Below are 13,744 nucleotides of genomic sequence, written 5' to 3'. Positions count from 1 at the left end.
AGTGCTTAAGAAGATCTACCGCACCCTCTATAAATCCTTCGGACCGCAGAACTGGTGGCCGGGTGACACGCCTTTTGAGATAGCCGTTGGCGCGATACTGACTCAGAATACCAGCTGGGGAAATGTCGAGAAGGCCATCAGCAATATAAAAAGACAAAAGGCGTTAACCGCGAAAAAACTTCACGAGATGCCGCATGAAGAGCTCGCTTCATTAATAAAACCTTCAGGCTACTTTAATGTAAAAGCAAAAAGGCTCAAAGGCTTTTTGTCATACCTTTCTTCCAACTACGGGGGGAGCATGGCAAAGATGCAGAAAAGAGGCCTGCCCATGCTCAGGAAAGAACTTCTCGAAGTAAACGGCATCGGCCCGGAGACAGCAGACTCCATACTTTTATATGCGTTGGAAAAACCGACCTTCGTGATAGATGCCTATACAAAAAGGGTTCTGCAAAGACACGGGATCGTGAAAGAAGATGCAACATATCATGAGATGCAGGAGCTATTTCATAACAACCTGCCGCATGATGTATCTTTATATAATGAGTATCACGCATTATTCGTGATGGCCGGCAAGCATTACTGTAAACCAAAACCAAAATGTGAAGGATGCCCGCTCGAAAAGATATGACTACCAATGTAAGGAAAACGCGCACTACCGGCAGAAAATCCGGCAGGATGAGCAAAGCGGGGCGCAGCGCCCTTTCCACAATACTCCCTCTTATCAAGCTATGCACAGAGTCTGTTATGGATAAGGCGGATGTCTTTGGAAGAGAAGCTCCACTCTACCTTGAGATCGGATTCGGCACCGGCGCTTTCCTGTCTGAAAAGGCGGCAACTGCTCCGCAACACGATTTTATCGGTATTGAAATATATGTGACCGGGATATCAAAACTGCTGGTCAATCTCATAAGCCAAGAAGATCCGGATGCACTTTCCATTACCAATGTCAGGGTATTTAATAAAGACGCCAGGAGTGTGCTTGAAAATAATATACCTCCCGACTCTTTCGACGGCATATATATTCTCTTCCCTGACCCGTGGCCCAAGAAGAAGCATCATAAAAGAAAGCTGATAAATCCTGAATTCGCCGCAATCCTTTTCCCCAGGCTTAAGGCGCAAGGATATATAGTTGTTGCCACAGACTCGGATGAATACGCAACAGAGATAGAAAGCTCTTTTGCCTCTGCCGGATTCGTGATCGAGGGAGAAGACCTCTCTGATATAAGCAGAACCGCTTTTGCGTTAAAGGCAGCTAAAGACAACAGACAATTTAATAGATACAGGTTTGTTAAGGCTGGTATCCGGTTAGTGGAGTAAAACATAGTATAATTAATAAGGTTTTTGCGAACTTGATACACAGTTGAAGCTGATAAAGTAAAAGCATTTAGCTGGGAAAAGGAAAAAGTTTAGGTTGTGAGTATTAGATGGAAAGGATAAAAATATAGGCATGAGAAATTTCTTATTTCTTTTTTTGGCACAACACCGTATATTCTGGGCAGCACGTGCCTTGCTTTCTCAGCTCTTATTCTCAATCAAACGTCATTTTTTTAAATTCCGCTATGGGTTGCAAGAAGAAATAACAAATTTTCAAACAGTTCGTGGTTTATTTCATAACACAGGTGGACAACTATTACTTGCCATTTCTGTTTCCATTAGTCTACAGATCATTAACCCATATCTACAACCTTTCTATGAATATGCTCATTTGAAAATTCCTGAAGATAGCGATTATGTAACATTCCTTGCTACTGTGAGTGGAATTGGTGGAATATTCATTGGTCTTTATTTTGCGGGAATAACTACTGTAGGGGCATCTGTCTATTCTCAAGTACCAAACAATTTACGTGAGTTATTGGCAAAAGAACGCTTTGGAAATGTGTATATGCGTTTTCTTGCATTTTTAACATTTACAGGGCTGTGCCTGATCGGATTGAGAATTTTAGGATATCCAAGAATCCCTATAGTTATTCCATTTATTATTCTTTTATCCGGTGTTGGAATTATTGCTTTCGTTAAATATGGTCGCATGTTTTTCTATCTATTTGACCCCACTGTCCTTTCTCACTCTATTTTCGATGACTCACGACGCTGGCTTAGAACAGTTAGTGTTGGAGGATACCGGTGGGATGATCAAGCATTTCAAGCTCATGCCAATAAACAGGCAACAATTGCCATAGAAACACTTGAGACCTTAGCGGATTTAACAAGCAACCCGAAATCTCCACATCTAAATGGTAGGCCATTTTCAGAATTAGCAAAATACACTCTTATTTATTTGATTCACTATCACAAATTAAAGAATCAGATACCATCTGGGAGTCTATGGTTTGAGCAACGCTATAGCCACAGAGACTGGTATCGCACTGAAGACACAGCACTAACGATAGCTCATCAGACAGGCACAATGATTCAGCCTGAAGTTGTCAATGATAAACTTTGGATTGAAGATAGGCTTATTCCCATTGTATTACGTTGCGTTGATACAAACTTAAAAGCAAAACGTTTCAATTTGGTGCAAGAACTACTTGGGGGATTAGATGCTTACCTGAGCAGTCTTTCTAAGAGAGGGGAAGTAAAACAGGCATTTGATACATTAGAAAAACTAAACTTAAGCATATTTACAGAAATTGGTAAGTCAGCGGATAAAATAGTTACAGAAGAACCAATTGAACACCTTGGAGTAGCTGAACGCTTGGCAATGATGCCAATTACCATACTATTATCCTATTCAGAATCTATAAGTAATCTCAGCAAGGCTGAAATCTCAAGAAGATTGGCTCACATTCGGTGGCAAAACAGTTCTGATATATATCTGCAGGGATTCCATGAGTATATGTTGCCCCGTCTTGAATGGTTTAAGGGAAGAATGGATTTTGAGTTATCTATAGAAGATAAGCTCATAAGCCCTTTGTGGTATCAAACAGAATTAATTGTTCAGGTTGAGGTAGAGAAGTTAGTTGAAAATATTAATTGTCTTGTTTCTACTGCAATGCAACTTTATCAAAAACTGATTGAGCAACTAAACACTGCAAAACATCAATGGGTTGCTTCGGTTTTCATCAGTAGAGAATGGGAATACTGGAATAAAATGGAATCTCACATTGGTAGATTATTTAAAATCTGGCAAGATTTTAGTGAGCATCGTTACATTGAAGATTTGCCTTGGCCTGATTATAAAATAGAAGTCAGTCAACGACAGGTTAAAAACAGAAAGAAAGAAGTCCTTAAACTCATGTCACAACAAAGCACAGTCCTTTTATTAATTCCTCGACCAAATAATTCCACAGATTACGGAGGACAATTCCTATACACAGCAGGCGAATCAATATTAGATGCACTTTGTAATGGTGATTTCGAGTTAATTAAAGCTACATTTAAAGCATACCTTTACGGATGCTTGTTAAAATTTGAAAACCTGAGACCAAAAACAGGCTCAACAGATTGGCGAGCCCAGCAAGAATTAAAAATAGCTGCTGCTCCTTTGCTAGATTTGATGGAGCTTAGTGGTTATGCTTGCCTATTGTCAGACTTCCATAATAATCCTGTTTTATGGACAGAAGTTACTGCCACTTGGGATGAATATCTAAATGAAAAACCCAACGCACATGTTATAAACCTGTTGGCTGCTGCAGTTGCAATAACTGAATCTGGCTTTGAGATACCACATCACGGTATATTACGTACAGGCTGGAAACAAAAAGTTGAGCATTGCTTTGTGGGTCTACCGAGGAAAGAAATATTTCATCGTAGGTGGCATACTTCAGATAGTATTATAATTCATGACAGCCCATTAGTTCGTATTTTTGCACGAGAACCGTATGGAAGTTTTCATGACGGTATCGATATATTTATTGCATTATATCTGCGGAAACGACCTGAAGGAAAAGATATCGATTTTGGTCAGAGAAGAAGGGATTTAGAAGAAGATTTAGAACGCGAAGAAAAGTATTACACAGAAATTGTTAATCATCAACAGGAAGGGGAAGATGAGGAAATATAGGGGAAATAGAAAAGGCCGACCCCACAAGCCGAGAGTAATATCTCATTTTCCAAGCTTATCGGAATACAAAACAGATCTTAATGTGCATATGTTTACAGAGGACGTTAGTCTCGCAGTGATGCCCATAGGTGGGAAAACTGACAAACATCCAGAGTTTGCTATTAAATTTAAAGGTAATGAGGTAGACTGCGAACGAGCTATAGAACTGTGCAGTTCGCTTGCCCAATATGATCACAGTGATATTGTTAAAACAGTGTGCGATGTCGTGCAACAGGTTACATTGAATTTGGCATGGTATGGGTATGCAGTCCACGAGATTATACGTGACGATGAAGATAATAGTAAATATCACTTGTATGGCTTTACCAGTAAGCGTCTCTTCCGACTCCCAAGATATTTTATTCAATGGGTTCCAAAACAGGACTATGAGTATTTAAAAAAACGTTATGTAATCATCCCTTCAACAGATATATGGGAGATTTCAATCCCTTCTGCTTTAGGTGGGGCCTCTGGTTATAAGAACATGCTTTTGAGACTAAAACGATTTGAGCATATAGGTCCGAAATTCTGGCGAAGCGACTTAGAAAATCAAATACAAACAAAAGGTTATAATTTCCAGGAATATGTCCTTACTACTGAAAGTTACTATAGAAAGATTACCAAACACTGGGGATGGAATCGTAGAGACCATTCGCAAAGAAATTGCACAGAGTTTTTCACTATCTATAAAGGGATTACTTTTAGATGGGCACAAGCCATATTACGCGAACATATTATTAGCGAAATAAATAAATTGCTTTCTCGCTTACAAATTAATGCCAAAATTGTTATTGCTGGGATACCATTAGCAGACGATATTTTACGGATTCGACAAGAATTAGTTGATGGAAAAATAGATTTTCAAGTGGCATATGATAAGTCATCTATTTGAATAAAAATCAGCGCAATTTTGATAATATTATGCTTACTTATAAAAACGGAATTATAAACAACCTATAAATGAAAGATCTCTTAGAGCAAACAGACTCCCTCAAATCCGCCCTCGACAGCCATCGTCCATTCCCCGACCATGTTGTCAAACAACTGAGAGATTACTACCGCATAGGGCTAACCTACACATCTAACGCAATTGAAGGCAACACCCTCACGGAATCAGAGACAAAGGTTGTCATTGAAGACGGCTTAACCATAGGCGGAAAATCTTTAAGAGAACATTACGAAGTGCTTGGACATGCAAAGGCGTATGACCATATCTATTTTTTATTGGACAGAGCAATAACAGAGGAAGATGTTCTGCTCCTGCATAAACTCTTCTTCCGGCAGATAGACTCTGGAAATGCCGGCAGATACAGGCAGCGGAACGTGATCATTACCGGAACGGATTACCTTCCACCTGATTACCACGAAGTCCCTGAGTTAATGAAACAATACATTGAAGGCCTGAATAGAGTTGATAGAGATAAACATCCTCTTGAACTGGCGAGTGATCTTCATGCTGAGTTTGAAGCAATCCATCCATTTATAGACGGTAACGGAAGAATAGGCAGGCTTCTATTGAGTATCCTGACCCTGAAAAACAGCTATTGTCCTGTTATCATTCCTCCGATCAGAAGGGCGGAATATATAACCGCAATGCGGAAGAGCAACAAGGGAGATTTGATCACCCTGCGTATCTTTATCCTAAGCGTTATTCATGAAGAGATGAAGTCATTGAAGAAGGTTGTTGAAAGTCTTGTTAGATAAAATCTCCCTTTTCTCAAAATATTAATATGAGCAACAAGACCCTCTTCATAGCCCCGCCTGGCGCGAGAAAAAAGAGAGACCGCATCTTCAAGGAACTCGTATCGCTTTGCCCTGAAAACGATTTCTCTTCTATCCTCTACATCTGCCCGAACAGCTTTATCATCACAGAGGCTGAAAGAGATTTCCATAACTATCTGAAGAGGCCTGCCTATATCCCGTTTCAGACGGCTGCGTTAAAGCAATTTGCTGAGCGTATCTTCCATGAAAAGTCCGGCGGAATTATCATCTCAGAGCGCATAAGGCCGCTCATCATCTCTGAGATCATTTCAGAAAAGAACGCAGGCTATACCCGCCTTTTATCCGACCTCCTGCGGAAGCTGAAACACTATATGCCCGGGAAAGAGCTTTCTGAGATCAAAGATCAGACGGTCTCGTTGATATTTGAGGAGAAGGCGGCAACCCGGGCTGCAGATGCTATAGAGAACCTGATCAAGTACGAAGACTGGATCAAGAAGAAGGGCCTGGCTGATCCTGAAGAAGTCCTTAAAATGAGCGTCCCGGTTATAAAGGGATCCAAAGAGATGACTATCGTTGTGATAGACGGATTCTTTGACCCGGCTCCGCTTGAGCTTGAAGTTATTATGGCGCTTATTGAAAAAGCTGAGAATGCTTTTTTGCTTGCTGAAGGCAGTAGCGGAATATGCCAATCACTGCCTGACCATAAGGGTTTATCTGTCATAAAACTTGACTCAAAGATCCGCAGGGAAAACCCGTCCTACTCCTCTTATCCCTCTATTGAGGAAGAGGTTGAATCAATCGCAAAGTCTTCTAAAGCGATGATCCTTGAAGGAGCGGACCCGTGGGATATAGTCGTCTCATTCCCTGAACTCGGAAAATACGCGCCAATTGTGAAGAGGGTCTTTGCAAAGCACGGCCTTCCGCTGAGCATTACAGAGCAGGACCTCTCATGCGCAAGTCCTGTCATCGCGCTTGAGAGCCTGCTGACATGCATTGAAGAGGATTACCCGTCCTATGACTTTCTCGCGCTCCTCACATCGCCTTCATTCCCTGAGATCCATCCGCTTATCAAGGAGTGGTCTGTCGCATATTCATACAGGGCTGGAGTCATCAAGGGGAAGGGATCATGGCTTTCAATAAAAGAGACTCTGCTTAACTCCATGACAGGAAAGATGGAAGATGAAGAGCGCGCAAGGATAGGAGATATCCAGAACGGGATAAAGGATATTATCGGCCTTATCGAGAATGTGAAGAGAAAGAAGGCGCTGCCCGGATTTCTTGACGCGCTTGAAGATACGCTCAGGAAACTCGGCTTCTCAGGCAACCCCGCGTATACAGAAATCACTGATATGATAGATGAGCAGTTTGATGAACTCAGGCAGTTCCATAAGATCTGCGGCAGGACACCGAACTTTGAGAGCCAGCCTGTTTCTCTTCTCAGAAATATCTTAAGGGACATGAAGGCGTTCTCAAAGAGAGACAACGGAGTACGCCTCATCCCGTTTGAGCTTGCCGCAGGAGTTGAGTCAGAAGTTCTCTTCTTCGGCGGCGCGGTTGAGGCAGACCTTCCTTCAAGGCCTGTGATAGACCCGATACTGCCTGAGAAGGTCAAGAAGGAGCTCGGGCTCCCGTATCTTGAATACTACATCCAAAGGCAGAAGCGTTATTTTAATATGATACTTCATTCCTCAAGGAGAGAGCCTTGCATCTCCTGCCCCTCGGCAGAAGGAGATAATCTGCTTCTTGCATCGCCGTTTCTTGACTGGGATTCGGTTGTGCCTTCTTCAGTACCGAATATATTTTCCGAAGAAGAGATACATGTAATGGAAGGGATGCGCGGTAATCATAGAGCCGGATCTGAAGCATCGATTGATACAGGCTCTTACTTTAAAGGTTACATAAGCGTGACGGATATTGATTCATACAGGAGGTGTCCCCGCAGGTTTTACATTGAGAAGGTATTGAAGATAATTGCTGAGGAGCCGCCCAAGTTTGAGGTCGAGGCAAGGCTGTGGGGAAGCCTCGCGCATAAGACGATGGAGCACCTTTTCAAAGACGGCGATATTGAGATTGACAGTATGGACAAGCGGCTCTTTGACGGGCTTTCGCTTGCACTGAAGAGATTTCCCGTTGGAGACTTCTGGTCAAAGGTAGCGCATGATATCTTCAGAAGGCTCCTTCCCGAACTCAAGGCGCGGGAGAATGAGATCAGGACTGACGGGTTCATGCCTTTTGAGGTTGAAAAGAAGGTGGCTGTAGAGATCGGCAGCCTGAAGCTTAAAGGCAAGATCGACAGGATCGACATAAAGACTCAGAGTGAAGTGGAAGGAAGTACCATAAGAATAATCGATTACAAGACCGGTAATCCTGATAAGGAGAGCCTTCAGCTTCCTCTTTATGTCTCTATGTGGCAGAAGGAGAACCCTGACATGGTTGAAAGAGCGGGTGTCTATTCCTTAAGGGACGGCCGTATCACCTGGTATCCTTCAAAAGGCGACATGGGTGAATACACCGAAGCTGCTCTCACAAAGGCGGAGGAGATCGTCGGCAATATAAGAAGAGGCATATTTCATCCTGAGCCGCATAATGCGCAGGAGTGCAGATACTGCTATCACAGCCCGTTATGCGAAGGTGCAAGGTAAATTAGTGTCTTTTGTGAAAACCAATAAAGTTGTTTAACAGGATCAGGGAAGAAGTGTCTGTCATTCCGGCTTGTCCGGAATCTATCTTTTAATATGGAAGTTAAGGTTTTCGCAATATATATCATGGCAAATTCCAGACCAACATTATATGTTGGTGTAACCAGTAATCTTGTTAGAAGAGTTTATGAACATAAGAATAATCTCAACACGAATAGTTTTACCGCTAAATATAATCTTCACAAGCTTGTATATTATGAGATTTGCAATAACAGTCGCAGTGCAATTATCAGGGAAAAACAGATAAAAAATATGAGCAGAGAAGAAAAAATAAATCTTATTAAATTAAGCAACTTTGCTTTAAAAGATTTATATGAAGACATTAAAGGACAGATTCCGGATAAGCGGGAGTGATGGTCGTGTGTAGGACATTATATGGAATGATTTTAATTAAATATGAGTATGACAAATCTTAACCTCAACACAGAAATTAGTTTCGTTGGCAAAGCCCTATTTGGAGAGGGTTGGCATCAAGCTTTCGTTAGAATGCAGAGTGATTTAGAGTTGGATATATTCTTTACTGATTTTGACATTTATTCAAAAAAAGAAATACCAGCTGTAATTGAGGGGAGCATAGAAGAGTGGACGATCACCGCACAGCGCTGTCTGAAAGTTACGTATAAGGGGTTCAAATATTTTAATCAACTTGTTGAAGATATAAATCTTAGAGCGGACCAGGCTGAAATAATCCCATTGATTGATCGTGGAAAGCCATGGTGGCATATGATTGTCCGCCCCCAAACGGTAGATTTTATAAAAATTGGATGCGGAGACGTTGTTCCTGATGAGTGGGGAATCAATTTTTATCCAGAAGATGCAAATAAAGCCCTCTTTAATCTTTTGCATGAGGGGTCGCGTGATCCTCATGGATTACCGCATATTTTTGCTGATGTTGACTCAAGTATTTATTTCAAGAACAGGCAAGGATGGACAATTACTTCTGTACGGGACAAAATCAAACTAATCCCATCGATTCTGACGCTTTTTGCAGGCTCTCCTCTCTCATATACTTCTTTGATTGGACGAAATGATAGAGATGTCATATATGTACGAGCGAACTACATATCAAGCCGCAATTCTTTTGTTTGTCCCGGTACTTTTAATGGACATGCTTATATCAACGATAGTGCGCTGGTTGAATTCAAAACAACCTTTACAGGCATTATTGATCGAGTTAACGACAATCCTGATCGAGAAAAAATAGGCATTATTTTATCCTATTTTGAAGAACTCTATACTGCGCTTCACGAAGAAACAAGACGTGCTTTTAGCTTTCAGCTTATAGAGGCTATTGCACGCTATAAGGGAATAAAGATAAAAAACTCTTTGATGAATAATATAAAGGAGAACTTGCTAAAGAAGTATTCAAAAAAACTATGCCCCAATTGTTTTTCTTTGCTTAATAGTGAGTTACAGCCCGAAACTGATGGTTTTGAACCATACATTGAGCAAGCTCTCGATGTGATTGGAGCAAAGGAAACCTTTAAACTGAATCCAGCAGTTGTAAAAGATATTGCAAGACGATATAGGAATGAAGTTTTTCACGGCAATTTTTTTGATGATATGACTGAAATTGAAAAACGATTGGATGAACTGCCAGAAAATTTGACTGTGTTGCTTCAAGCGGTAGCTTCCGTTTTGGGAGCCCATTTTTTATTAAGTTTGGATTTTAGCCAATTGACAGCATTAAAGAGAAAAATGTACCAAGTTACTTGAAAATTTTACTGTTCCAGAAAGTCGCTTTAAACCGTGTGATTATGTTATTCAATAATGATCTTAACATGATGCGTATTTTGGGGGACGCCCTAAGTGAAAACAGACGGAATACTCGATAATTGGGAAAAGATTGCAAAAGAAGCCGAATCAATACTCGCAAACAAGGAAGTATTGTCCATTGATGTTTTAATAAGCATTATAAAGCGCATAAACCCCACACCTCATCTCAATCTCAGACTTGAAGATAAAGTAAAAGCCTACTATCTAAAATCGGAACTCCAGAGCTTGCTTCTGACAAATTATGCACAGCTCTTTGACCTTGAACCTGTCCAATGGGATGACAATATAGTACTGCTCCGTTACAAACTCTCACCTTTTGTTGATGCCTGCCATGCAAAACTTCACATGCTGTCAACAATGGCACTTGAACAAGTTAGAAAAGCCAATAATGTGCCTGTAAAAAAACCACAAAAGAAAACAGCGATTAAGAGACCTAAACACATAGACGTCAGCACACTAAATGGTTTGTTGGAGCAGGCAAGCTTACATATTAATAATTTCGAATACGATTCAGCGAGAGAATTGCTTTCAGGCATTCAGGTTGATTCTTCAGATGAGACACCACTTTTTCTAAAAGGCGTATCTATATTGATTGATGAGCTTGGCGCATATGATATAGCCCTCAATCTTCTTTTTAACCTGCCAGATAATTTAATGGGTGACAATATGAGAGAAATTACTGCAAACGTATGTTGGCTTAATAATCGCTTTACTGATGCAAGGGGGCTTTTTGAGAGCTGTGTAATTAAGGAATTGAGGAAAGAATCTATTTTTAGATATGCAGATATACTTTATAGAGAAAAAGAATCAAGGGATGCCTTTGACTTGCTCAATTATTCTGAGGGTATGAGGGGCCATGTAGAAGGTCTGGATGCTTTAAAACAAAACATTTATCAGTTACTGCGGGAAGAAGCTGAGCCTTATCTTAATACAGCAAAAAAGGATTTTGACATAAACAGGTTTGAAACTGCTGAAGAAGCAGCCAGAACAGCACTATCGATATTTCCCGAATACAATGAAGCAAGGGAACTTTTGAGGATTATAAGAGATATTAAGGATGAGGATACGGTTAAATCTCTTTGGGGGAAATATGAAAAATCAGAAGACCACTCGGAAAGACTGAATATTCTAAATAAACTGCAGATTAAAGACCAAGGGGAAAAGAATAAAATTGCAGAACTTATTGAAAAGGAAAGTAGGGAAGAAAAAAAGAAACAACAGACAAAGGTTTTTCGTGAAATAACAGGATACCTGAAGAATAGAGATTATGGGGAAGCTTTTATAAGATTGCAGCCCATATTGAAAGAGAATGACTGCCCCGAACTTATTGAAAAATTGACAGGAGAGTACCCACTGATTCAGAGCATTATAAACAACGAGCATGTATTACGCCTAAAACGTACTGAAGGCAAGGAGTCATGGTTATCATATCTTCAACTAAGGGAAGTAATTTGTGAATGCGATACAGACAAAGCTTTATCACTCTTAAAAAAGGCTTGGGAAGGATTCCATGAAGATCCAGCTTATATTGCAATTAGAGAAAAGTGTAATACGATATCCGCAGAACAAAGCAGGATAAATATTCAGAACTATCTTAAAGAACTTGAAATGGATGATATTAAAATTGATAACGCTGAAAAGATTGTCGCATTGATTAAAAAAGAATTAAAAAATCTGCCTAAAGCAGAAGTCCGTGTATTTCAACTCAAATCAGAGAAGCTATTAAATAAATTACGGCACGAATTTAATGTCTCTTTAAGTAGAAAAAGATATCAGGAGTATTGCAGACAAATAGAAGCTGATGATATTAACCTCGAAAAGGCTGAAATAATAATTGCACTAATGGAAGAAGAATCGATCAATATTCCAAAGGAAGAATCCGAGAAAATTACCGTAATGTGCCAGGGAATATTAAATAAGCTACGGCAAGAAAATAACATATCTGCATTCAGGAAAAGTCTTCTGTTGGGTGATATTGAATCAGCTACTCTGCTTAAAAAACAAATTCACGACAATACTGTTGTATCACAGATAGAAGATGAGGTCGCTTCATTGTTTGCTGTTGAGAGGGCACAATTAAATGTTTTGTTCAATACAGACATTAATTCTGCTCTTAAAACTGACTGTATGGAGGGATTAGAATTTATACGCAATATTAATGACGAGGCATTCTTTAATCTATCAATCTCTGATAATAATTACCTTGTAATATATAACTTTAATAATTCACTTGCCGGTCAATACAAAATGACGAACTTCAATTTTAAAATCGAAAAGATAATCCATGCTGATCCTGGAAAAAGTGAATATCATCTCCTTTGTAAGGACGATACCGATGGTTTTTATTATATAAAAGCAATATTTCATACTCATAACTCAAGTGTTATGGCGCACCTAAACATATCTGAATTGCTAAAAGTCAACGAGGATTCAGAGATAGTAGACGCGCTTTTTCTTACAGATGATTGCAAATATCTTTCAGTACTATATATACCTGATTCAGAAGGTGACTGGGATTACCGGATGCTGGGAGTCATTGATTTGTACAATGGAAATACTCACAAAAAGAAGCAAATTAAGTTTGGGAGTTGGGGTTATGCAAAGATACCAACAAATCCACCTCGATTTCTACTTGGAGATGATGAACTCTTCCTATATAATGACAAGTTACAGAAGATAAAGAGGGTTCAATTTTGTTTTAAGGGCAAGGAGTGGTTTGATGAAGTATCAGTTAATGAAGAAAAGAGACTCATTTATATATTTATGGATAAAGATAAATATTATGGAAGATACTCATTCTTAATTCTGGATTTTGATTTAAATATTATTGAATGTCATGATAATATTTCTCCAAGGTATGATTTAAGATCCAGTGAAAATTTCTATGATGCAACACGAGATATACTCTTTTCTGCACCTGATTATTTTTATGACTACAAACAAAAGAGAATTTTGAAAAACCTAAGAGATGATGATTTTACTGAAGCCGATTTCGTTTTGTATTCAATATCGATAAATACTCTTTACCAGGCAATAAGAGATGATGGATATAATTACAGCATTCAAGAGGAAGATAACAAAATTGATTTCCTTAATAATATTCTTAAGCTCGGCAATTTTTGCAATCAGGTTAAGATTAGGAAACCTGACATGCAATGGTCTGAAGAAAGATTAGAACAGATGGAAGAAGCTAAGGAATTCATTGGTAAAGAATTTGATGATATAGAAAATTATGAGCAATGGCAATTGAAAAGTTTGAACAGAGGTCTGTTAGAGGATATTTATCCAGATCTTGTCCCTAAAAAAATATCTTTAAATTCTACGCGGAGTTTTATAAGGCAGAAGACGGACGAATATTATTTATGTGACTTCTTGACTGATACGGGTAAGTTAGTCATCACAAATATAACTTCATATATAGATAAGATTGTCGATATTCATAACTGATGAGCTAATGTCCATGATTTCATGGCAAATCTGTCGAACCATAGATTCCGGACAAGCCGGA

The 13,744-nt window shown here is 39.5% G+C and carries 8 protein-coding genes and 1 pseudogene; all 9 read left to right on the top strand.

Going from position 1 to position 13,744, the window contains the following annotated elements; translation table 11 throughout:
- The first annotated feature begins 1 nt into the window (after position 1).
- The 9 genes and pseudogenes from Q7U10_03490 (at position 2) to Q7U10_03450 (ending at position 13,683) form a co-directional block, all read left to right on the top strand.
- Positions 2-628, top strand: a complete 627-nt coding sequence (locus tag Q7U10_03490) for an endonuclease III domain-containing protein (protein MDO8281680.1) — start codon at positions 2-4, stop codon at positions 626-628.
- On the top strand, positions 625-1,317 hold the full coding sequence (gene trmB, locus Q7U10_03485; GenBank protein MDO8281679.1) for a tRNA (guanosine(46)-N7)-methyltransferase TrmB: 693 nt from the start codon (positions 625-627) through the stop codon (positions 1,315-1,317). The genes Q7U10_03490 and trmB overlap by 4 nt, the downstream gene beginning before the upstream one ends.
- Before the next feature lie 130 nt (positions 1,318-1,447).
- Complete coding sequence (locus Q7U10_03480) at positions 1,448-4,000, top strand: hypothetical protein (protein ID MDO8281678.1); 2,553 nt, start codon at positions 1,448-1,450, stop codon at positions 3,998-4,000.
- A gap of 115 nt (positions 4,001-4,115) precedes the next feature.
- On the top strand, positions 4,116-4,931 hold the full coding sequence (locus Q7U10_03475) for a hypothetical protein (GenBank protein ID MDO8281677.1): 816 nt from the start codon (positions 4,116-4,118) through the stop codon (positions 4,929-4,931).
- A 68-nt stretch (positions 4,932-4,999) separates the two neighbouring features.
- Positions 5,000-5,572, top strand: a pseudogene (locus Q7U10_03470) (Fic family protein).
- A gap of 197 nt (positions 5,573-5,769) precedes the next feature.
- Entirely contained in the window at positions 5,770-8,403 is a 2,634-nt protein-coding gene (locus tag Q7U10_03465; GenBank protein ID MDO8281676.1) for an exodeoxyribonuclease V subunit gamma, read from the top strand.
- A gap of 93 nt (positions 8,404-8,496) precedes the next feature.
- Positions 8,497-8,814: a GIY-YIG nuclease family protein gene (locus tag Q7U10_03460; GenBank protein MDO8281675.1), complete on the top strand. Its 318-nt coding sequence runs from the start codon at positions 8,497-8,499 to the stop codon at positions 8,812-8,814.
- A 42-nt stretch (positions 8,815-8,856) separates the two neighbouring features.
- Entirely contained in the window at positions 8,857-10,176 is a 1,320-nt protein-coding gene (locus Q7U10_03455) for a hypothetical protein (protein ID MDO8281674.1), read from the top strand.
- Positions 10,177-10,269: 93 nt separating this feature from the next.
- The gene (locus Q7U10_03450) at positions 10,270-13,683 is read left to right on the top strand and encodes a hypothetical protein (GenBank protein MDO8281673.1); all 3,414 of its coding nucleotides are present in this window, start codon (positions 10,270-10,272) and stop codon (positions 13,681-13,683) included.
- Positions 13,684-13,744 lie beyond the last annotated feature (61 nt).

The sequence above is a fragment of the Thermodesulfovibrionia bacterium genome (assembly GCA_030646035.1).
Classification (GTDB): domain Bacteria; phylum Nitrospirota; class Thermodesulfovibrionia; order UBA6902; family UBA6902; genus JACQZG01.
This window is presented reverse-complemented; position numbering and strand designations above follow the sequence as displayed.